At 68.9% G+C, this 20,528-nt stretch carries 19 protein-coding genes; 14 read left to right on the forward strand and 5 right to left on the reverse strand.

Annotation, left to right across the window (positions count from 1 at the left end; all coding sequences use genetic code 11):
* Nucleotides 1-86 precede the first annotated feature (86 nt).
* Nucleotides 87-1,091 (forward strand): LacI family DNA-binding transcriptional regulator, encoded by a 1,005-nt coding sequence (locus tag ABRP18_RS01535; RefSeq protein ID WP_127011588.1) that lies wholly within the window; start codon nucleotides 87-89, stop codon nucleotides 1,089-1,091.
* A 15-nt stretch (nucleotides 1,092-1,106) separates the two neighbouring features.
* Here the strand turns inward: ABRP18_RS01535 and ABRP18_RS01540 are convergent, their stop codons facing one another.
* Nucleotides 1,107-2,342, reverse strand: a complete 1,236-nt coding sequence (locus ABRP18_RS01540; protein WP_349885386.1) for an MFS transporter — start codon at nucleotides 2,340-2,342, stop codon at nucleotides 1,107-1,109.
* A gap of 82 nt (nucleotides 2,343-2,424) precedes the next feature.
* Between ABRP18_RS01540 and ABRP18_RS01545 the strand changes: the two genes are divergently transcribed.
* From ABRP18_RS01545 to ABRP18_RS01575, 7 genes are all read left to right on the forward strand, one after another.
* Entirely contained in the window at nucleotides 2,425-2,730 is a 306-nt protein-coding gene (locus tag ABRP18_RS01545) for a helix-turn-helix transcriptional regulator (RefSeq protein WP_113680249.1), read from the forward strand.
* A 59-nt stretch (nucleotides 2,731-2,789) separates the two neighbouring features.
* A complete protein-coding gene (locus ABRP18_RS01550; RefSeq protein ID WP_061016757.1) occupies nucleotides 2,790-3,356 on the forward strand; it encodes a TetR/AcrR family transcriptional regulator in 567 nt (188 codons plus the stop codon).
* Between the two features lie 107 nt (nucleotides 3,357-3,463).
* Nucleotides 3,464-5,035, forward strand: coding sequence for an MFS transporter (locus tag ABRP18_RS01555; RefSeq protein WP_349885387.1), 1,572 nt, complete (start codon nucleotides 3,464-3,466; stop codon nucleotides 5,033-5,035).
* Nucleotides 5,036-5,105: 70 nt separating this feature from the next.
* The gene (locus tag ABRP18_RS01560; protein ID WP_349885388.1) at nucleotides 5,106-5,882 is read left to right on the forward strand and encodes a DUF2520 domain-containing protein; all 777 of its coding nucleotides are present in this window, start codon (nucleotides 5,106-5,108) and stop codon (nucleotides 5,880-5,882) included.
* Nucleotides 5,879-6,763, forward strand: coding sequence for a pantoate--beta-alanine ligase (gene panC, locus ABRP18_RS01565; protein ID WP_349885389.1), 885 nt, complete (start codon nucleotides 5,879-5,881; stop codon nucleotides 6,761-6,763). Before ABRP18_RS01560 ends, panC begins: the two co-directional genes overlap by 4 nt.
* The gene (gene panB, locus ABRP18_RS01570) at nucleotides 6,760-7,629 is read left to right on the forward strand and encodes a 3-methyl-2-oxobutanoate hydroxymethyltransferase (RefSeq protein ID WP_349885390.1); all 870 of its coding nucleotides are present in this window, start codon (nucleotides 6,760-6,762) and stop codon (nucleotides 7,627-7,629) included. The genes panC and panB overlap by 4 nt, the downstream gene beginning before the upstream one ends.
* A 123-nt stretch (nucleotides 7,630-7,752) precedes the next feature.
* Nucleotides 7,753-8,973: a hypothetical protein gene (locus tag ABRP18_RS01575; RefSeq protein WP_349885391.1), complete on the forward strand. Its 1,221-nt coding sequence runs from the start codon at nucleotides 7,753-7,755 to the stop codon at nucleotides 8,971-8,973.
* Nucleotides 8,974-9,049: 76 nt separating this feature from the next.
* Here the strand turns inward: ABRP18_RS01575 and ABRP18_RS01580 are convergent, their stop codons facing one another.
* Complete coding sequence (locus ABRP18_RS01580) at nucleotides 9,050-10,660, reverse strand: glycosyltransferase family A protein (protein WP_349885392.1); 1,611 nt, start codon at nucleotides 10,658-10,660, stop codon at nucleotides 9,050-9,052.
* A 225-nt stretch (nucleotides 10,661-10,885) separates the two neighbouring features.
* Here ABRP18_RS01580 and ABRP18_RS01585 point away from each other — a divergent pair, with 225 nt between their 5' ends.
* The 3 genes from ABRP18_RS01585 to ABRP18_RS01595 all read left to right on the forward strand — a co-directional run bounded on the left by ABRP18_RS01585 (nucleotide 10,886) and on the right by ABRP18_RS01595 (nucleotide 15,388).
* A complete protein-coding gene (locus ABRP18_RS01585) occupies nucleotides 10,886-11,521 on the forward strand; it encodes a PadR family transcriptional regulator (protein WP_174799801.1) in 636 nt (211 codons plus the stop codon).
* Between the two features lie 45 nt (nucleotides 11,522-11,566).
* On the forward strand, nucleotides 11,567-13,261 hold the full coding sequence (locus ABRP18_RS01590; protein ID WP_349885393.1) for an AarF/UbiB family protein: 1,695 nt from the start codon (nucleotides 11,567-11,569) through the stop codon (nucleotides 13,259-13,261).
* Between the two features lie 135 nt (nucleotides 13,262-13,396).
* A complete protein-coding gene (locus ABRP18_RS01595) occupies nucleotides 13,397-15,388 on the forward strand; it encodes a BCCT family transporter (protein WP_046746950.1) in 1,992 nt (663 codons plus the stop codon).
* A 39-nt stretch (nucleotides 15,389-15,427) separates the two neighbouring features.
* Here the strand turns inward: ABRP18_RS01595 and ABRP18_RS01600 are convergent, their stop codons facing one another.
* Complete coding sequence (locus tag ABRP18_RS01600) at nucleotides 15,428-17,125, reverse strand: SDR family oxidoreductase (RefSeq protein ID WP_349885394.1); 1,698 nt, start codon at nucleotides 17,123-17,125, stop codon at nucleotides 15,428-15,430.
* A gap of 149 nt (nucleotides 17,126-17,274) precedes the next feature.
* On the opposite strand from ABRP18_RS01600, the gene ABRP18_RS01605 reads away from it, so the two are divergent.
* The 3 genes from ABRP18_RS01605 (at nucleotide 17,275) to ABRP18_RS01615 (ending at nucleotide 19,587) form a co-directional block, all read left to right on the forward strand.
* The gene (locus tag ABRP18_RS01605) at nucleotides 17,275-18,498 is read left to right on the forward strand and encodes an MFS transporter (RefSeq protein ID WP_046746948.1); all 1,224 of its coding nucleotides are present in this window, start codon (nucleotides 17,275-17,277) and stop codon (nucleotides 18,496-18,498) included.
* Nucleotides 18,499-18,790: 292 nt separating this feature from the next.
* A complete protein-coding gene (locus ABRP18_RS01610; protein ID WP_046746947.1) occupies nucleotides 18,791-19,273 on the forward strand; it encodes an SRPBCC domain-containing protein in 483 nt (160 codons plus the stop codon).
* The gene (locus tag ABRP18_RS01615; RefSeq protein ID WP_045262318.1) at nucleotides 19,270-19,587 is read left to right on the forward strand and encodes a metalloregulator ArsR/SmtB family transcription factor; all 318 of its coding nucleotides are present in this window, start codon (nucleotides 19,270-19,272) and stop codon (nucleotides 19,585-19,587) included. The genes ABRP18_RS01610 and ABRP18_RS01615 overlap by 4 nt, the downstream gene beginning before the upstream one ends.
* Before the next feature lie 8 nt (nucleotides 19,588-19,595).
* Here the strand turns inward: ABRP18_RS01615 and ABRP18_RS01620 are convergent, their stop codons facing one another.
* Together ABRP18_RS01620 and ABRP18_RS01625 are read right to left on the reverse strand one after the other, a co-directional pair.
* Nucleotides 19,596-20,150 (reverse strand): MarR family winged helix-turn-helix transcriptional regulator, encoded by a 555-nt coding sequence (locus ABRP18_RS01620; RefSeq protein ID WP_046746946.1) that lies wholly within the window; start codon nucleotides 20,148-20,150, stop codon nucleotides 19,596-19,598.
* A complete protein-coding gene (locus tag ABRP18_RS01625) occupies nucleotides 20,150-20,389 on the reverse strand; it encodes a hypothetical protein (protein ID WP_193762381.1) in 240 nt (79 codons plus the stop codon). Before ABRP18_RS01625 ends, ABRP18_RS01620 begins: the two co-directional genes overlap by 1 nt.
* Nucleotides 20,390-20,528 lie beyond the last annotated feature (139 nt).

The following is a 20,528-nucleotide window of genomic DNA, read 5'->3' on the forward strand; positions in this document are numbered from 1 at the left end:
AGAAATTTGAACGATCAAACTCTGCGTGGAATAGGCTAAGCGGGAGTCGCGGGAAGTGTCAACCCGGACACGGATGAGGAGGTGCGATGGCGAAGGCGCCGACCGTCGAAGACGTCGCCGAGCGCGCTGGCGTCTCGCGGCAGACCGTCTCGAACGTGCTCAACACCCCGGACATCGTCCGCCCGGCGACCAGGGAGCGCGTCCTCACGGCGATCCACGACCTCGGCTATCGCCGCCATGCGGCCGCCCGACGACTGCGGCTGCGACGCAGCTCGACCATCGGGATCCGTCTCGATCCGTATCTCGGCGGCATCTCGGGTGTCGTGCTCGACCGTTTCGTGCACGCCGTCACCGAGCGAGCGAGCGAGCGCGGCATGCGCATGCTCGTCTACGCCGCACGTACGCGGGAAGAGGAGATCCAGCGGCTGTCGGAGCTGTGGGAGGGGTCGGAGATCGACGCCGCGATCATCACCGGCACCTCGCGCGACGATCCGCGCGTGCGCAGCCTCGACCAGGACGGACTGCCCTTCATCTCGTTCGGCCGACCGTGGGGTGAAGACGACATCGCCGATCCGCGCCACCTCTGGGTCGACGTCGACGGCGCCGCGGGAACACGGGCGGCGACCGAGCACGCACTGACGCACGGCCGACGGGTGGCGTTCCTCGGATGGCCGACGGGCTCGGGGACCGGCGACGACCGTGAGCGCGGCTGGCGCGAGGCCATGGCTGCGGCCGGAGCGCAGGGCGAACGGCTCACCGCGGAGGAGGGGGTTCCCCTCGGGCGTGCCTGTGTCGACGCGGCGCTCGCCGCGGGACACGTGCCCGACGCTCTCGTCTGCGCCAGCGACTCACTCGCGGTCGGTGCGCTGCTGGCTGTCGCCGCTGCCGGACTCTCGCTTCCCGTGATCGGCTTCGACAACACGCCGACGGCCGAGGCTCTGGGCTTCTCGAGCGTCGAGCAACGGCCCGAGGATGTGGCGACGGCCGTCCTCGAACTCCTCATGGGCCCGACGGGGGAGATCGTCGCCCCGCGCACCCTTCAGGCCGGCTCTGCGCACGCGCTGATCACGCCCGAGCTCGTCGTGCGCTGACGCGCTCCTCCGCTTCTATGCCGCGCGGCGCATACGCAGCGTGAACGCGATACCTGCCAGTGCGATGACGACGATCCCGTAGCCCACGCACACCGCCTCCAAGCCGACGACTCCGACCAGCGCACCCGCGATGACGGCCGGTACGCCGAAGGCCAGATACGCCAGCAGGTAGATCACGGCGAAGGTGTCGGCGCGCTGGGTCGCCGGGATCCGCGGGGCCAGCGAGGCGACGACTCCCGAGAACGCGGTGCCGAACCCCATACCGGTCACGGCGGCCGCGACGAGGTAGAACGGCAGTGAGCCGATGCCGAGGGCTATGAGCGACAGCAGGGTTCCGGTCGCCAGGGCCGCCGTGCCGAACAGTACCATCGACCGTGCTGCGAGCTTCCGGAGAGTGAACGCGGTCAGGGCTCCGACGCCGGCGAGCAGCACCACACCGAGCCCCTGCCAGACATGCGCCTCGCCGCCGAGCTCGCCTCGGACGATGTTGGCTCCGAGCGACAGGAACAGTCCACCCGTGGCCCACCCCGCGATGACCGCCGGAGCGCCCCGCCAGAAGTCGGCCCTGATCGCGGTCGGGATCGACAGCCGGAAGCTCAGTGACGCCCAGGCGCCCGGCTTGCGCGGTGCGGTCTCCGGAACGAGGAAGAACAGCGCCGCGAGCACGATGTACGCCGTGCTCAGCGGCGCGAAGACATCGAGCAGGGCCTCACCGCTGACGTCGAGCATCACTCCGGAAGCGAGGGCTCCGAGTGCGAGACCGATTCCCGGGCTGAGTGCATTCCACAGCGCGGCGGTACCCGCGCGGCCGCCCGGCGCGAAGTCGAGCACCGTGGCCGAGAGGGCTGAGATGAGCAGGCCGCTCGCGATGCCCTGCAGGATGCGCGCGAGGAACAGCGTCGCCACGGCATCCGCATGCCAGAACAGGAACATGCTTCCGGCGAGCAGTAAGAACCCCGCGATCACGACGGGTCGGCGTCCGACATGGTCCGACAGGGAACCGGCGGTGAGGAGCGTGAGCAGCAGCGCCACCGCGTAGACCGCGAACACGGCACTGATCACGACGGGGGCGAAACCGATCTGCTGCGCCAGCACCGGATAGAACGGCGACGGCGCGCTCGCACCGACCATCATCAGGATCTGCGCGATGATCGCCAGCACGAACCCGAAGCGGGCGCGCGTCTGCGGGGTGGTCGTCGGCAGGGTGGTCGTCGATAGGGGGACGGCGACGATCGGCTCAGTGGTGGTCATGGCGTCTCCTCGTTTGGTTCGAGAATCATCGAACTATCGGAGCGTACGCGCGTTTCGCCAATTGTTCAACTATTATCGAACCATGCCTGGCGACCTTCCTCACCCGGAGCGCTCCGAGATCCAGCTCACCGACGTGCTCTTCGCGCTCAGCGACCCCGAGCGTCTCGCCATCACGCGACAGCTCGCGGACGGCCCTCTCGACATGGCCGCCTGTCATGCCACCGACCCCAACCTCCCGAAGTCGACCAAGTCGCACTTCATGAAGGTGCTGCGCGAAGCGGGTGTCATCCGCAACGAGCCGAACGGGCGCCGGCGGATGCTCACGCTGCGGCGTGACGACCTCGACGCCCTGTTCCCTGGGCTGCTGGACTCGGTGCTGCGCGGCTGACTCTGCCTCGGACCGGAAGACTCTTGCCGACTCGAGAGAGTGAGTGTACAGTCACTCATGTGTCCACGACCCGCAGCTCGATCCTCTCCACGGCAGACGCCCGCAAGCCCGTCGTCGCCGCGGCGGCACTGGCGGCCTTCGCTCGAGGCGGGTATCACGGCACGACCGTCGCCGATGTCGCACGCGAGGCCAAGATCTCGCCGGCCTACGTCTTCAAGCTCTACTCGGGTAAGGAGGCGCTGTTCGTCGTCGCCCTGGAAGCCTGCTTCGATGCGATCCTCGTCGCCCTCGAAGAAGGCGCGGATGCCGCAGACGACACCTCGCCCGAGGGTCTGCTCGACGCGATGGGGGATGCCTACGCGCACCTGATCTCCGACCGGAAGCTGCTCATGCTGCAGGTGCATGCGCAGTCGGTGGCGGAGATCCCGGCCATCGGCGAGGCGCTTCGCGCAGGGCTGGAGCGCATCACCGTCTTCGCCCGACAGCGCTCTCGCGCCGAGGATGGCGCCGTGCAGCGGTTCATCGCCTACGGGCAGCTCTGCCACCTGATCGTCACCACGCAGCTCGACGGGCGCCCGGGGGATTGGGTCGCCCTGCTGACCAAGGGGATCACCCACCCCGACTGACGTCGGTCCCTAGAGAGGGCGCTTTCGCTTGCCGTCAAGAGTGAGTGAGCGGTCACTCATCCGTGTCGCCGAACCGAATCGACCACCCACAAGAACAGGAGCATCCCATGACCTCTCCCACCGCCACCGCGACACGAGCCACCGCCGCGCCGCGCAGCTCCAGGCGTTGGCTCGCACTCAGCGTGCTCGCCCTCGCGCAGTTCCTCGTCGTGCTCGACGCCTCGATCGTGAACATCGCCCTCCCCGTGCTCGGTGCCCAGCTCCGCATGAGCACGGCCGCCCTCGCCTGGGTGATCACCGCCTATGTGCTGGCCTTCGGCGGACTCCTCCTCCTCGGCGGACGTCTCGCCGACCGTTACGGAAACCGCCGCGTGTTCCTGATCGGCACGGGCGGCTTCGTCGCGGCCTCCGCGCTCGCCGGCCTCTCCATGTCGAGCGAGATGCTCCTCGGCGCGAGGACTCTCCAGGGTGCTTCGGCCGCGCTCCTCGCCCCCGCGGCGCTCGCACTGCTCACCCATCTCTTCCCTGACGACAAGGAGCGCACGAAGGCCCTCGGCGTATGGGGAGCCGTCGCCGGGATCGGGTCGGCGGCCGGAGTCCTGCTCGGCGGTGTGCTCACGGCCACCCTCGGCTGGCAGTCGGTGTTCTTCGTCAACGTCCCTGTGGGCGCGCTCGTGCTGATCGCGATCCCGTTGCTCATCACCCGCGACGGCGCCCGCACGCCTGGGCGTCTGGATGCGGCCGGTGCCGTCACCGTCACGTCGGCTCTGGTAGCTCTGGTCGGCGCCCTCAGTGCTGTCGAGCAGCTCGGATTCGTGCACCCGCTGCCGATGATCCTGTTCGCAGCGGCGCTCGCGCTGGGTGTCGCGTTCGTCCTGATCGAGCGGCGCGCTGCAGAACCTCTGGTGCCGCTGGCGGTCTTCCGCAACCGCAACCTGGCGCTCGGGAACAGCGTGATGCTGCTCGGCGGGGCGGCGATGGTGGCGCTCTTCTTCGCTCTCTCCGTCTACATGCAGGCCGTGCTCCACTACGACGCGCTCGCCGCCGGCCTGTCGCAGCTGCCGCTCGCGGGTGTGCTCGTGCTCGTCGCGGGAGGTGCACCCGCCCTCATCGCGCGCGTCGGCACCCGCCCGGTCCTGATCGGCTCTCTGCTCGTCCTGGCCGGAGGGCTCGCCTGGCTCGCAGCCGCGCCGTCCGATGCCACGTTCCTCGCGCAGCTGCTCGGGCCGACGATCCTGGTCGGAGTCGGTCTCGGCGGGGCTGTCGTGGCGACGACCCAGCTCGCGGTGGACGGCGTCGACGGCGGGGAATCGGGTCTCGCCGGGGGTCTGATCAACACGAGTCAGCAGATCGGTGGCGCGGTCGGACTCGCCGTTCTCGGACCGTCGCCGGTCTGCGCACCGCGGCGCTGTCCGCGGAGGGAGCCTCCGAGGCGACTGCCCTCACCGGTGGATTCTCCTGGCTCTTCCTCGGCGCGGCGGCGCTCGCCGTCATCGGAGCGGGGATCGTCGTGGTCTGGCCGCGCGACTGAGCTCGGCGGGCGGGAGGCCCCTGGGGTGCGTCCTCGCACCTCAGGGGTTCGTCAATTCCGCCGGAGAGCGAATAGACACGCAAAAGTCGATAAGAGTGACCAGAATGTCATATGTATGTGGTTCTCACGTACGCACTCTGCTCTCTGATTTGGATCGTATGCGGTGCCGGGCGGATACTTCTGGCACCCGCGCCGCGTGACCCGGCCCGGCAATCGACATGCACACATCCGCCTCTCTCGCACCAGGGACGACCATCGCCATCGTCGGCGCCGGCCGTCTCGGAGGCGTACTCGCGCGGGCTCTGCGGGCAGCGGATCTCGACGTCGTGGGACCCCTCGGACGGGACGAGCGGATTCCGGACGTGGATGTCGTCCTCCTCAGCGTTCCGGATGCGGCCATCGGCGAGGCTGCGGCCATTGCCCGGCCCCATGCGCGCTTCCTCGGACATGTATCCGGCGCGACCGCGCTCACCGATGTGGATTTCAGCCTCCATCCGCTGCAGACCTTCACCGGCGACGAGCCCGCCGAGGTGTTCCGCGGCATCGGTGCCGCGATCGCCGGTCATACGCCCGCAGCTCGTGAGGTCGCGGAGCAGCTCGCCCTCGCTCTCGGTGCACGCCCGTTCGAGGTCGACGACGCACACCGTGCGAGCTATGACGCGGCCGCGTCGTCCGCCTCGAACTTCGTCCTCACCGTGCTCGACGCGGCGGAGGACCTGGCTTCGAATGCGGGGATTCCTCGCGACGTCGCCCGGTCGCTCCTGGCTCCGCTCGTACGTCAGACGGTCGAGAACTGGGCGAAGGACGGCGCTGCCGCTGTGCTGACCGGGCCCATCGCCCGCGGCGACGAGGAGACGGTCGCACGCCAGCGTGCTGTCGCCGAAGGGCTGGAGCTCGACGACCTGTTCGACGCGCTCGCCGCAGCCACGCGCGAGGTCGCTGCCCGACCCACCGCCACCGCATCCGCCACCGCACTCGAGGAGCCCCCGGCATGAGAATCCTCCGCACGATCCGCGAGGTCCGCGCCGCGATCCGAGAAGCCAGAGCCGCGGGTGGGACCATCGGCCTCGTGCCCACCATGGGTGCTTTCCACGATGGCCATCTCTCCCTCATGCGTACCGCGCGCGAGGCGTCCGACCTCGTCGTCGTGTCGCTGTTCGTCAACCCGACCCAGTTCGGCGCCAACGAAGACCTCAGCGCGTATCCGCGCGACGAGGCCCGCGACGCCGGACTCGCGGAGGCCGCGGGCGTCGACATCCTCTTCGCTCCCACCGCGTCCGAGATCTACCCCGACGGGTTCGCGACGAACATCCACGTCGCCGGTCTCACCGACGTGCTCGATGGCGCGAGTCGTGGAGTGCACCACTTCGACGGCGTGGCCACGGTCGTCACCAAGCTGTTCGGGATCGTCCGACCGGACGCCGCGTACTTCGGGCAGAAGGATGCGCAGCAGGTGCTCGTCGTCCGCCGCGTCGTGCGGGACCTCGACCTCGACGTGCGGATCGTCGCCTGTCCGATCGTGCGGGAAGCGGACGGCCTCGCCATGAGCTCCAGGAACGTCTACCTCGACGCGGAGGCCCGCGTGCAGGCCTCCGCTCTGAACCGGGCGCTCGATGCCGGGGCTGCGGTGTTCGAGGCGGGTGATCCGAACGCGGGGAGCATCCTCTCCACGGCGAGACGAGTGCTCGCCGATGCCGGGATCGACCCCGAGTACCTCGAGCTCCGAGATGCCGAGACGCTGCGCCCCCTCGCCCGCGTCGATCGTGACGCCCTGCTCGCGGTCGCCGCACACATCGGGGCGGCCCGCCTGATCGACAACCACGTCCTGCACGTCGCCGATGCCACGGCGACAACCGATACGGAGGTCAGCGCATGAGCGCTCATGCCGCTCCCCGCACCCAGGTCACCCTCGCCGCCCTCGGGGCGAAGAAGGCGGCCGGTGAGCCCATCGTCATGGTCACCGCGTACGACCACCCGGGCGCACAGATCGTCGAGGCCGCCGGCGTCGACGTGGTGCTCGTCGGCGACTCGGCCGGGATGACCGTCCTGGGCTACGACAGCACGGTGCCGGTCACGCTCGACGAGATGCTGATGCTGACCAAGGCGGTGCGGCGGGGGCTCACAGTGCCTCTCCTCGTCGGCGACCTGCCCTTCGGCTCGTACGAGGCCTCCGACGAGCTCGCCATCGCCACCGCGCAGCGCTTCATCAAGGAAGCCGGCTGCGACCTCGTGAAGATCGAGCGCGGCGGGACGACGGTCCAGCGCGCCAGGGCGCTCGTGCAGGCGGGCATCCCGGTCGTCGGGCACGTCGGGCTCACGCCGCAGACCGCCACCGCGCTCGGGGGCTACCGTGCGCAGGGGCGCTCCGCCGAGGCCGCACTGGCCGTGATCGAGGATGCGCTCGCGTTGCAGGATGCCGGGTGCTCGATGATCGTCGTCGAGGCGGTGCCGTCCGAGGTGACGGCTGCGCTCATGCCGCTGCTGGACGTCCCCGTGATCGGTATCGGAGCGGGTGGCGCGGCCGACGGACAGGTGCTCGTCTTCCACGATCTGCTCGGACTCTTCGACGGGTCGGCCGCCAGGTTCGTCAAGCGGTATGCCGAGCTGCGGACGGACGCCATCGCGGGGGTCGGGGCGTACGCATCGGAGGTGCGCAGCGGCGCTTACCCCGCGCCCGAGCACGGATACGCGATGGCGCAGGGGGAGGCCGCACGTCTCGAGGAGCTGCTCGCGCGCCGGTAGTTCGCGCCCCGCCGACGGCTCGTGTTCGCAACTCTTCTGCACCGAAGACGGCTTCATCGAGTTCTCGACAATCGGTGGCTTCGAGTCCTGGGGTGATGCCGGGGACGACCTAGCGTTTCGCGGATGGAACTCTCCGAGCACGTCCACGTCACGTGGGCACTTCATGTCGAGATGTCGGTCTCAGGATGCCCCGAGCTCACCCGCGTCATCGGTGTGCCACGGGATGCCCCCTCGTACTGGCTGATCGAGGCCTATCGGCTGAGTCTCGGGCTCGATCCGGAAGCGCCCGAGCTCGAAGCGGACGCGGGTCGGTCGCTGCACATCGACCTGTGTCCCTGGCGGGCCCCGACGCAGCAGGTGTCGGTCCCCGGTGTCGCCGATGTGGTCGACGTGGTGATCAGTGGGCCGTACGCGACACGGATGGGCGACCCGCGGGTCACCGTCGTCGACGCGGAGTCCGTCCCGGTGCTCCCGTCGCCGGTGGGAAGCTGGCAGACACAGCAACCTGCATTCCGCGCAGAGCATGTGGGGTTCGAGCTCGCCCAGCGGTTCGGCCTGGTGCAGCCGCGCCTCGACCCTGCGGCTTGCGGGGTCGGCGGCGATGCTCTCCGTCCGTTCTCACCGCTGGCGGCATTGTGCCAAGGGCTCTCCCCGGTGCGTCGTCTCGCCCTCCTCGCGCACCTCGACGACGCGGAGCTCAACGACCCGGTGCCCTTCGAGGAGACCCCGGCGGGCTCGGAGTTCGCGGAGTCGGCGACGGCCGGCATCCGGATGCTCGTCGCGCGGATCGGCCCCGAGGGTGTCGATCAGGATCCGACCGATGGGTGGCTGCCCCGCGCGATCGTCTCCGATGCCGTCGACGCCCTCGACTGGCCGGACACGGCGGTGCCGGGCCTTCCCGACCCTGCCGATGCTCTCGCGTCGCTCGCACGTCGGACCAAAGCGATGCGCAGGCTGCGCGGGCATGTCGTGGTCACGAACCTCGGACGCGGGCTGGCGGACGGTGAGGTGCGGGCATTCCTACGGATCATCGACGGCGTACGGGCGCTGGGGAGAGAGAGGCTGTTCCCCAGCGCCTGGCCGCGTGCCGTGACCCTCGCCCTCCTGGCCGTCGCCGATGGCTCCGCCTCGACCTTCGACGAGCTGGCAGGCGTCGTCGCGCGCGGTGAGGCTGCGGTGGAGGAAGGGCCGGGCGATGGAAGGTTCTCCGAGTGGTCGCCTCGGTCAGGCGACGTGTCAGCGGTGCAGCGAGTGGTCGAGAGTCTGTGTGCGCTCTCGTCGCCGAGCGCGTTCGGCTCGATCACCCCCGCGATGCGCGCCGTCGCGCGGGCGGCGCTCCAGTGACACGGCGAGCGCGTGTCGACGGCAGTGGGCGCGTGCGGATGCGCGGCGTCAGCCGGTCCGTGTCAGCTCTTGCGAGTCAGCTCTTCCTCGTGAGGGCGCGCACGCGGCGGACAGCACGTCCGGCGAGGTCCTTCAGCCGACCGCCGGGCCACTCGCGGTGCAGTTCGACCGTGCCCTGCTCGGTCGCCACGAGGGTGCAGGAGCGGCCCGCGAGGAGCGGCGACCGTCCGGCGCGGGCGAGCACGGCAGGGGAGGCTTCGAGCGGGGTCTCGAAAGTCCACCCCGCATGTCGGACCTTCACGGTCAGCGCTCCTCCGCGGGATTCGTCGTCGGGACCGAACACCTTCACGGGGTCGATCGCCACGCGGGCGGAGTCGAGCTTGCGGGGAAGTCGGCCTCCGAGACGGCGCTCGGCGCCGGTGTCGCGGTCGCGGAGGAAGAGGTCAACCCGGTCGTTGCGCAGCTCGCGGTTGGCGACCACGAGGTTCTCCGGGAGTCCCTCGGTCGTCGAGGCCGGGAGCGAGATGAGTCGCGTCACCTTCTTGGGGCGTGCGGATCCGGACTCGGCGTCCGTCGACTCTTCGACCGCGGATTCGAAGACGAACGCGTCCTGGCCGCTCCTCGTGAGGGTCACGCGGATCGTGAAGTGCAGACCGCCACCGCGAGACCAGTGCACCTCGGTCACGACGGCGCGACAGGTGATCTCGGATTCGAAACGCGCGAGCTCCAACAGGTCGTCACGTCGCCCGGCGCGCAGCAGAGCGGCGCGGATCCGATGCGGGAATCCCAGGCCGGCATCGACGCCGGGTCCGAAATGCTCCTGCGTCAGGGGCGTGACCACATCGAGCAGGCGTTCACGGTAGTCGTCGGGGTACCTGGCCATCTGTCGGCCCGAGAGCCGCTTGAGGATCTTGCCTCGGAACCAGTGCCGCAGAAGGCGATCGCGCAGCTTTCCCGGCTCGGTGTGCGCTTCGACGAGGTCGAGCACCGTTTCGAGATGCGGGAAGTACGACTCCGGGTCGATGCGCGAAGAGCTCGCGCTGCCCGGCTCCTTGACCCAGGCGTAGCACGGCTCGCTCGCCAGGACCGAGATCCTCGACGCCGCGAAGTACGCCTGCATCACGAAGAGATGGTCTTCCAGCCGCACCTTGCCCTCGGGGAAGCGGACGCCGTTGGCCCGAAGGAAAGAGGTGCGGAACATCTTGTGCGGTGTCAGCATCTCGAGCAGCGGGTCGGTTCCGAGGACCGCATCCGGGATGTCGTGGCTGAAGATCCGACTCGGAAGGCGGCGGCCGATGCCCACCTCCTTGCCGATGATCACATCGGAGGAGTGCAGGTCGGCGTAGTCGCACAGCTTCTCGAGTGCACGGTCGAACAGATAGTCGTCCTGATCGACGAACTGCACGTACGTCCCGCGAGCCGCATCGACGCCGTGGTTGCGCGGCATGCCGGGCCACCCGGAGTGCGCCAGCGACAGCACGCGTACGTGGGGGCGGTCGCGGGCGATGTCGGCCAGCCGAGCAGAGGTGGGCTCGCCGGATCCGTCGTCGCACAGAAGCACTTCGAACGACGCAGTGCCAAGACTCTGGTGATCCAGTGACGCGATGAGATCGTCGAACGAGGGGCCAGGTCGCCACACCGGTACGACCACGCTCACACGGATGGTGCCCGCGTCGCTGCTGCTCATCTCCGGTCGATCACTCTGTGACAAACGTCTCACTCCCCCAAGTCGACAACTCCCAGAGCTAACCACGTCTTCCTGTGTGCGTCACCGGGCTTGCGCGACGGCCGGGCGTGTGGTGCGCAACAGGTGGAAGTCATCCACGGGTCGAACGATCGAAGACTCCCACCCCACGCCCAGGGTTAACGATATATCGTTGAGTATCGTTCACACCTACAGCAGGAGGTCATCATGAGCAACGCATTCCCCTCCAACCCGTTCGGCGGCAACGGCGGTTCCGGCAGCAGCGGCGGATCCGGCGGGTTGTTCGGCGGACCCGGCTTCGGCGCCGGCTCCGGTGGCCCGGCATCCGCGATCTTCGAGGCGATGGATCAGCTCCGTAAGTCCTTCGAGTCCCGCCCCTCCGGCGGTTCGCGCATGGCCCGCGGTGACGTCCGCACTGCCGTGCTCTCCCTGCTGGCCGAGAAGCCGATGCACGGTTACCAGATCATCAACGAGATCGCCGAGCGCAGCGGCGGCACGTGGAAGCCGAGCGCCGGTTCCGTGTACCCGACGCTGCAGCTGCTCGCCGACGAAGGGCTGATCGAGGCGGAGGAGCAGAACGGCCGCAAGACCTACTCGCTCACCGAAGCCGGCCGCGCGGTCGCCGACGAGAGCTCGGAGACCCCAGCCCCCTGGGTCTCGTCGAACGGCAAGGACGGTCAGCGCGACAACGCCCGCTTCCACGCGCTGCCGAAGGCGGGCGTCGACCTCGCCGCCGCGGCTGCCCAGGTGGGTCGCAGCGGGTCCGCCGAGCAGGTGCAGCAGACGATCGAGGTCCTCGACGAGGCCCGCCGTAAGCTGTACACGATCCTCGCGCAGGACTGACCGCGCAGTGCGGCATCGGGTGGGGGTCTGCGAAGGGACCACGCGATGACGGATGCTGCGGCACACGGCGTGCACCGCGCCAGGTACCGTCGCATCCTGTCGTTCGCCGGTCGCGAGTTCTTCAAGATCTGGTGGTTCGAGCTCGTCCTGCCCCGCTTCGGCATGAGCCGAATCGCGGAGCGGACACGCGGGCAGCGGATGCAGACGTTCGCTCGTCGGTTCCATGTGCTCGCCGTGGAACTCGGCGGACTCATGATCAAGGTGGGACAGTTCATGTCGTCGCGCCTCGACGTGCTGCCGCCGGAGATCACGAAGGAGCTCGAGGGGCTGCAGGACGAGGTTCCGCCCGTGCCCACGCCGGCGATCCGTGCGCTCGCCGAAGCCGAGCTCGGGATCCCGCTCGAACGTGCCTATGCCTGGTTCGATGAGAACCCCGTCGCGGCGGCTTCCCTCGGGCAGGTGCATCGCGCCCGACTGTCGGCGCTCGATGCGGCGGACACGGGGCTCGGCGAGGTCGTGGTCAAGGTCCAGCGCCCCGGCATCGATGAGATCGTTGCGGTCGACCTCGCGGCGCTCCGCCGGGTCGCGCGCTGGCTGACGCGCGTGCGCATCGTCGCCGACCGGGTGGATGCGCCCGCGCTCGTGGAGGAGTTCGCTGCGACCAGCCTCGAGGAGATCGACTACCTACACGAGGCCGCGAGCGCGGAACGCTTCCGCGAGAACTTCGCCGCCGATCCCCGCGTCGACACCCCGGAGATCGTCTGGGAGCGCTCGACCCGTCGGGTGCTGACTCTCTCGGACGTCACGGCCATCAAGATCAACGACATCGAGGCCCTCCGCGCCGCAGGAATCGATCCGTCCGAGGTCGCCGCGGTGTTCGCCGAGGTCATGTTCGATCAGGTGTTCACGCACAGTTTCGTGCATGCCGACCCTCACCCCGGCAACATCTTCGTCACGCCTTCGCCGGTGGTCGAGGGCGGCACGGGGCGCGGTTTCCGCCTCACGTTCATCGACTTCGGCATGATGGCCGAGATCCCCGCGAGCCTCCGCGACGGATTGCGCACACTCCTGATCGCGGTGGCCGGCCGAGACAGTCGTGGCCTCGTCGCCGCCGCGCAGGAGATCGGCGTGCTGCTGCCTTCCGCCGACACGGCCGAGCTCGAGCGCGCGCTCACCACGTTGTTCGCCCGTTTCGGCGGCATGGGGTTCGCCGAGTTGAGCAAGGTCGATCCGCGCGAGTTCCGTGACTTCGCCGAGGAGTTCGGCGACATGGTGCGCTCGCTCCCGCTCCAGCTGCCCGAGAACATGCTGCTGCTCATCCGTGCCGTCTCACTGACCTCCGGTATGTGCAGCGGTCTCGATCCCGCGTTCAACGTGTGGGATGCGGCAGAGCCCTACGCCGGCCGTCTGCTTCGCGACGAGAGCGGCAACATCGTGCAGGCCTTCGCGAACCAGGCGATGGGCACGATGTCCACGACCTGGGCGTTGCCCGGCCGCATCGACAAGATCATCACGCGCCTCGACGACGGCAACGTCACCTTCGACACCTCACGACTCGAACGTCGCCTGGACCGGCTCGAGGGCATCGCGCGCCGCATCGGCTCCGGCGTCCTGTTCGCGGCGTTCCTGGTCGGCGGTGCGCTGCTCGTGCCGTCGGTGCCGCCCCTGGGAATCACCCTGGTCTGTGTCTCCGCCCTCCCGCTGCTGCACTCGCTGTTCGGGGGGCGCCGCTCGCGCTAACTGCGACGCGCCCGAAAACCCAGAGCAGGCAGCGTCCGCCCGGCACGTCGCTGCCCTACGCGCCGCGGTTCGCGCGGACCCTCTGGGTTTCGGCCCCGACACGGTCGGACACCTCGCATGACAAAATGGACTCTCATGGACACTCCTGACGAGAAGCCCGACGAACGCTCCGCAGGATCGAACCCTCCGCGTCCGCGCACGGACACAGTCGGAACCGGTGCCAACCGCCTCCCGGCCAAGGCTTCGGAGACTGCCCGCAAGATCGTCCGCGACATCACGACCGTCCCGCCGCGCAGCGTGCACCCGGCGCTCGTTCCCGGTGTCTCGGTCGAGGAGACGGGGCGCACCTACCGCACCGACCCGCTCGTCTTCGGTGTCGCCGCCGCGTTCGCCCTCGGCTTCATCGCCTGGGGTGTGTTCGCGGGCGACAACCTCGCCGGCACCACGAGCACGGTCCTCGCCTGGGTGGTGGAGTACTTCGGCTTCTTCTTCACGACGATCGCCACGATCATCCTCGTGTTCATGCTGTTCGTCGGCTTCAGCAAGTACGGGCGCATCCCGCTCGGCCGTGACGACGAGGAGCCCGAGTTCTCGATGTTCTCGTGGATCTCCATGCTCTTCGCGGCCGGCATGGGCATCGGCCTGGTGTTCTGGGGTGCCGCTGAGCCGCTGACGTTCTTCGAGAACCCGCCGCCCGGCACCGTCGAGGCGAACACCCTCGAGGCCATGCACACCGCGCAGACCCAGGTGCTCTATCACTGGGGTCCGCAGGCCTGGGCGTTCTACGCGCTCGTCGGTGGAGCCATCGCGTACGGCGCCTACCGCCGCGGCCGCACGCCGCTGATCTCGTCGATCTTCGCTCCGCTGCTCGGCGAGAACCGCACCACGGGTCCGGTAGGCCGCACGATCGACATCTTCTCCATCATCGTGACGTTGTTCGGCACGGCAGCCTCCCTCGGACTCGGAGCGCTGCAGATCGGTCACGGTGTCGAGCTCGTCAGCGGCATCGGCCCACTCGGCAACGGCATCCTCATCGCGGTGATCGCGGTGCTCACGGCCTGCTTCATCGCCTCCGCGGTGTCCGGAGTCTCGAAGGGCATCCGCGCACTGTCGAACATCAACGCCGTGGTCGCGATCCTGCTCGCCTTCTTCGTGTTCTTCGTCGGTCCGACGCTGCTGATCCTCAACGTGATCCCGTCGGTCGCCGTGCAGTTCATCGGCGATCTGCCGACCATGATCGGCCGCTCCGCGTCGCAGGGTGAGACCGCGCAGGCCTTCCTGTCGAGCTGGACGATCTTCTACTGGGCGTGGTGGATCTCCTGGTCGCCGTTCGTCGGCATGTTCATCGCGAAGATCTCCCGCGGGCGCACGCTCCGTCAGTTCGTGTCGGTCGTCATCGTGGTGCCTTCCGCCATCTCGCTCGTGTGGTTCGCGATCTTCGGCACGACGGCGATCCAGCAGCAGATGGACGGCGCAGGCCTCACCGTCGACCCGCCGGAGGAGGTGCTGTTCGGGGTGCTGGAGAACCTGCCGTTCCCGCTCATCACCAGCATCGTGCTCATCCTCCTCATCGCGATCTTCTTCATCACCGGGGCTGATTCCGCCTCACTCGTCATGGGCACGCTGTCCCAGCAGGGCCGCCCGGAGCCGTCGCGGTGGGTCGCGGTGGTGTGGGGAGTGCTGGTCGGCGTGATCGCCGCGGTGCTGCTCGTGAGCGGATCGGAGGGCAGCGGGCTGCAGTCGCTGCAGAACGCGACGATCATCGCGGCGCTGCCGTTCGCGATCATCATGACGTTCATGATGATCGCGTTCATGAAGGACCTGCGGCGGGATCCGCTGATCCTGCGCGACCGGTATGCCCGCGCCGCCGTCCGCCACAGCGTCATGGCCGGGCTCGAGGAGTACGGCGACGACTTCGCCCTCGTGCCTGTCGAGTACGACCACTCGGAGGACGACCTCGCCTGGATCGACGAGGACACCGTCGACGACACGTTGGCCGAGGTGTATGAGGCCGCGACCGAGGCGATCGACATCATCCCTCCCGCGGAAGTGGATGCCGTTGTCGATGCCGCGTTGGAAGACGGCCCGAACGACCCGGACCCCGCCCCGCAGCCGCGCGCGGATTGAGGGTACCCCGGCCTCGTCTGGGGGCGTCGGGTCAGGCGTTCACGCGGGATCAGGCGACTTCGCGGTGAAGTCGCCTGATCCGGTGGGTTCGCCTGTTCCGGCGGGTTCGCCTGGGACGGCGGGGTCGCCTGGGACGGTGGGTTCGCCTGGGACGGCGGGGTCGCTGGTCTCCGCGGGGTGGGGCGGCGCCGATGGAGAGGTCTCGAGGTCCTCGGCGGCGGCCGTGATGCGTGCTGCCATGCCCGCGAAGATCGCGCCGTGGAAGGGCAGCACGGCGAGCCAGTAGAGGCGTCCGGTGAGACCGCGCGGGAAGAAGATCGCGCGCTGCTCGTAGCGGGCGCCCTTCGCATCGGGCACGGCACGCAACTCGAGCCATGCCTCTCCCGGCACCTTCATCTCGGCGCGGAGGCGCAGCAGCGATCCGGCATCCGTGGTCTCCACCGCTTCGACGCGCCAGAAGTCGATCGCGTCGCCCACGCGTGCGGCAGTACGGCTGCGGCGCCCGCGGCTGAGGCCTACGCCGCCCACGATGCGGTCCATCCAACCGCGCACCGCCCACAACAGGGGCGAGGAGTACCACCCGTTCTCTCCGCCGATGCCGAGGATCACGCGCCACAGCTCTGTGGGTGACGCGGTCGTCGTGACCGAACGGGAGTCGGTGAACACGGTGCGTCCCGCCCAGTCGGGATCGCTCGGCAGCGGGTCGCTCGGAGCGCCCGAGACCTCGGAGTCCTGCCAACTGGTCTCGATGGTGTCGCCTCGCACGCGGCCGAGCGCCAGGTCGACTGCGCGCCGATACGGGGTCAGACCGCCTTCGGGCTGGGGGATCAGCTCGTCGATGGCGTGATCCTTCATGATGCACTCGTTCTGCAGCGACGCCACGAGCGGGCGGGCGATCGACCGAGGGACCGGCGTCACGAGATTCACCCAGTGCGAAGCGAGGCCCGGAGTCAGCACGGGGAGGGCGGCGATGGCCCGCTGGCGCAGTCCCGCCTCCACCGCGTAGCCGTTCATCATCTGGCCGTAGCGCAGCACGTCGGGGCCGCCGATATCGACAGCGCGGTTCACGTCGGAAGCCACCTGCGCTGCCCCGAGGAGGTAATGCAGCACGTCGCGCACAGCGATGGGCTGGATCCGGTTGCGCACCCACTTCGGCGCCGGCATGTACGGCAGCACGTCGGTGAGGTGGCGGATCATCTCGAACGACGCCGATCCTGACCCGATCACGACGCCCGCCTGCAGCACGAGTGTCGGCACTCCCGAGTCCAGGAAGATCTCGCCGACCCGCACACGCGAGCGCAGATGCGGGGAGAGCTGTGCATCCTCCGGATGCAGACCGCCGAGGTAGACGATCCGCCGCACACCCGCTCGCGCAGCCGCCTCTGCCACCGTCTGCGCCGCGCGCTCGTCGCTCTCCTCGAAGCCCTTGCCGGCCGACATCGAGTGGATCAGGTAGTAGACGACGTCGACGTCGTCCATGGCCGCGGCGACGGCATCCGCATCATCCGCCGACCCCTCGACGATCTCGCAGTCGGCGCCCCACGGGAACGACGCCGCCCGCGCCGCGTCCCGCGCCAGCACACGCACGCGGTATCCGGCGTTCAGCAGCCGCGGAGTCAGTCGACCGCCGATGTAGCCGGTCGCCCCGAGCACCAGAGCACGCGGGGGAGTCCCGTCGTCGCGGGGGATGGCGCGCAGAGCCTCTTCACGACCGGTGGGCTGGGTGAGTTCGGACATGGCACGAGCGTAGGCCCGAGGATGCGCGCGCGGAAACGGGGTTGCGGCCTGCGTCGGGGATGAGTAGAGCTGCGACGCAGGGAGCACTGTCGGGGGCACATGCGTGATCGTGTCGGTCGCGGCCTGCTGTGCACCGTACGATCGTAGACATGGCCTCCATCGAATCGATTCGACGACCTGTGCCCGACCAGGCATCCCGCCGCGCGCGCATCGCCGTCTCCGCGCTCTTCCTGACCAATGGGGCGCTGTTCGCGAACATCCTCCCGCGGTACCCGGAGATCAAGTCCGCTCTGGGGCTGGACAACCTCGGGTACGGATTCGCGATCGCGGCATTCCCCGCCGGAGCCATCGCCGCCGGCCTTCTGGCCGCAGTACTCATCCGTCGGTTCGGTTCCGCTCGCATCGCCGTGATCGGCACCGTGTTGACGAGCTTGGGTCTACTGTCGGCGGCCCTCGCTCCGTCGGGACTGCTGTTCGCGGTCGCCCTGTTCCTCGGCGGAGCGTCCGACGCGATCACCGATGTCGCCCAGAACGCCCACGGCCTGCGGGTGCAGCGTCGCTACGGGCGTTCGATCATCAACGGCTTCCACGCCATCTGGTCCATCGGTGCGGTGCTGGGTGGGGCGATGGCTGCAGTGGCGATCGCACTGGAGCTGCCGCTGGCCGTGCACCTGGGCATCTCGACGGCCGTGTTCGCCACGGTCGCGCTCGTCGCCCTGCGCTTCTGCCTCCCCGGCCGTGACGACGAGGTCGACGAGGAGGCCGCGGCCGAGCCGGCCGAGCTCGCCGGAACACTCCGCCGCGGAGTGACGCCGCGTACCGTCATCGCGATCATCGCCCTGACCCTCATCGCCATGGCCGGCGCCGTCGCCGAGGATGCGGGTAACTCCTGGGCGACTCTGTATCTCGCCGACTCGCTCGGAGCCGCTGCGGCGATCGCTCCTCTCGGTTTCATCGCCCTGGTCGGTGCGCAGTTCATCGGTCGGATCATCGGCGATCCGCTCACGGACCGCTTCGGACAGAGGTGGGTCGCGCGGGTCGGCGGCGCCATCGCGGCGGTCGGCATGACGCTGGCGCTCGCGTATCCGTCGGTGCCCGGCACGATCCTGGGGTTCGCGGCCGTCGGCTTCGGCATCGCCACGCTCATCCCCGCGGCGATGCATGCCGCGGACGAACTGCCGGGACTGCGGCCGGGCGTGGGGCTCACGGTCGTGTCGTGGCTGCTGCGCCTCGGGTTCCTGCTGTCTCCGCCGTTCGTGGGGTACATCGCCGAGAACGAGAGCTTGCGGGCGGGGCTCCTCGTCGCGCCGGTGGCCGCCCTCGTCGCCGTGGTGCTGGCGGGCTTCCTCGAGAAGCGGCGTCCCCGCGTCTGAGTCCGGCACGGGGTGCTGCGGCTGGGGTGCCGGTGTGCCCTTGCGTTCCGCGGGTTCCGGATGGCGGAAGAAAACACGGATGCCGGGCGGTCTTCCTGCGATTCCTCATGCATTCGTGATTTCCTCCGACAGGTGACGCCGACGTGAGGCGCGATGCAGAGTGAGCGATATGGGGTGAGCAGTGGCGTACTGCAACTCTAGGGTTGCGCATGGAGTCGAGAGGTGCAACTCTGGAGTTGCAGTCGGCTGATCCGGCCGGCGGGACATGCAGGAAATCCCGAAAGGACCCATCATGGTGAACATGACCCACAACGAGGCATCCGTCGTCGACGAGGAGACATTCTCGGTGCGGCGGAGCATCCAGATCGCGGCACCCGTCGACAAGGTGTGGCGAGCCGTGGCAGAGCCGCAGCACATCTCGCGCTGGTTCGGGCGCACGGTGCTCGAGGGCAGCGGCGTCGGAGCGATCGGCACGATGACGTTCCCCGACTACGACGTGATCCCCCTCCGGGTCGAGGAATTCGACGAGCCGCGGCGCATCACGTACCGATGGAACAATGACGATGCCCTCGGCGCGCTGCCGGACAGCATCGACGAGTCGACCTCGACCGTCTTCACCTTCACGCTCGAGGAGGCGGATGGCGGCACGCGGCTCACGGTCGTCGAGAGCGGGTTCGAGCGCACCTCCGACCCCAGGGCCAACCTCGAGTCGCACCGTACCGGCTGGGATCTGGAGCTCGACAAGATGGTCGCGCTCGTGGAAGGCGAAGCGTGACGACCGAGACACTGCTTCCCGTGTTCGCGGCACTCGCGGACGAGACGCGCTGGAGCATCCTGACGGCACTCGGCGAGGGGGATGCCTCGGCATCCGCCCTCGCCGGGCGCCTTCCGGTGTCCCGTCAGGCGATCGCCAAGCACCTCGCCGTGCTGCAGGAGGTGGGACTCGTCGAGCCGGTTCGGGTGGGGCGCGAGGTGCGCTTCCGCGTCGTCGGTGCCGAGCTCTCCGCGACGGCCGCAAAGCTCGACGTGATCGGACGCGAGTGGGACCGCCGCCTCGCTGCGATCAAGGAGATCGCGGAAGGGCTGTAGCGCGGGGATCACTCCGCCGCGTGGGGGCCCTTCTCGTCCCGGATCACATTCCGGAGCTCCTGGTCGAGGTCGGATGCCTCTTCGATCGACGCGGTCATACCGGCGAGGAACCGTGTGACCACGGCCCGCTCCTGGTCGGAGAGCTCGTCGACCAGGGTGAGCATGCGGCGATGCATGGCACCGAGGGTGGCCCTGACCTCCTCGTCGCTGCTCACGCTCGGAACCACGACTCCGGCGCGGCGGTCCGTCGGATGCGCCTCGCGACGGACGTGTCCGCCCTTCTCGAGGCGGTCGATGAGAGTGGTCGTCGAAGCGGTGGAGATGTCGAGCATCCTGGCGATGTCGATCGGACGGACGATGCGGCCCGCGCGCTGCTCGCGCAGCAGGAAGCGCAGCGCCATCAGGTCGGTCTCGTTCATGCCCATCGAAGCGCGGGTGCGCGCACGCATCGCGGTCTCGGCCGCGCGGTAACGCCGCAGCATGTTCAGGACATCGACGGTGCTGGCGCTCTCGGCGTCGGGGTACCAGTACCCCGAGCGTGCGTACTCCTGGGGCTCGGTCATCAGGCCACCGCCTCTCCGTCTGCCACGGGAGAGGACTCCCGCGTCAGCATCTCGATCGCACCTGTCGCGACCCCGGCGGGGACGATCAGGAGGAAGCCGCCCGTGATCGCGTCGTTCTCGGCCACGATGATCTGCTCGATCCGATCGCGCGGGACGGTGGGGAACTCTCGTTCCAGGCGCTCGAGGAGAGCGGCGTAGTCGATGTACTTCTCGTCATCGAGTGCGGATCGCTCGACCATGACGTCCTTTCTTGCGGTGTATCCATCCTCTCACCCGTGCGACAGTGTGATGCACGCAGGATTTTGCTAGTCAGACAGATAAAAAGACTTCCGAGCTAAGATGGGTTTCGGAATCGATGAGGGGTGTGATGGGGAACAG

This window comes from Microbacterium sp. WHRI 7836 (assembly GCF_040223885.2).
Classification (GTDB): Bacteria; Actinomycetota; Actinomycetes; order Actinomycetales; family Microbacteriaceae; genus Microbacterium; species Microbacterium oxydans.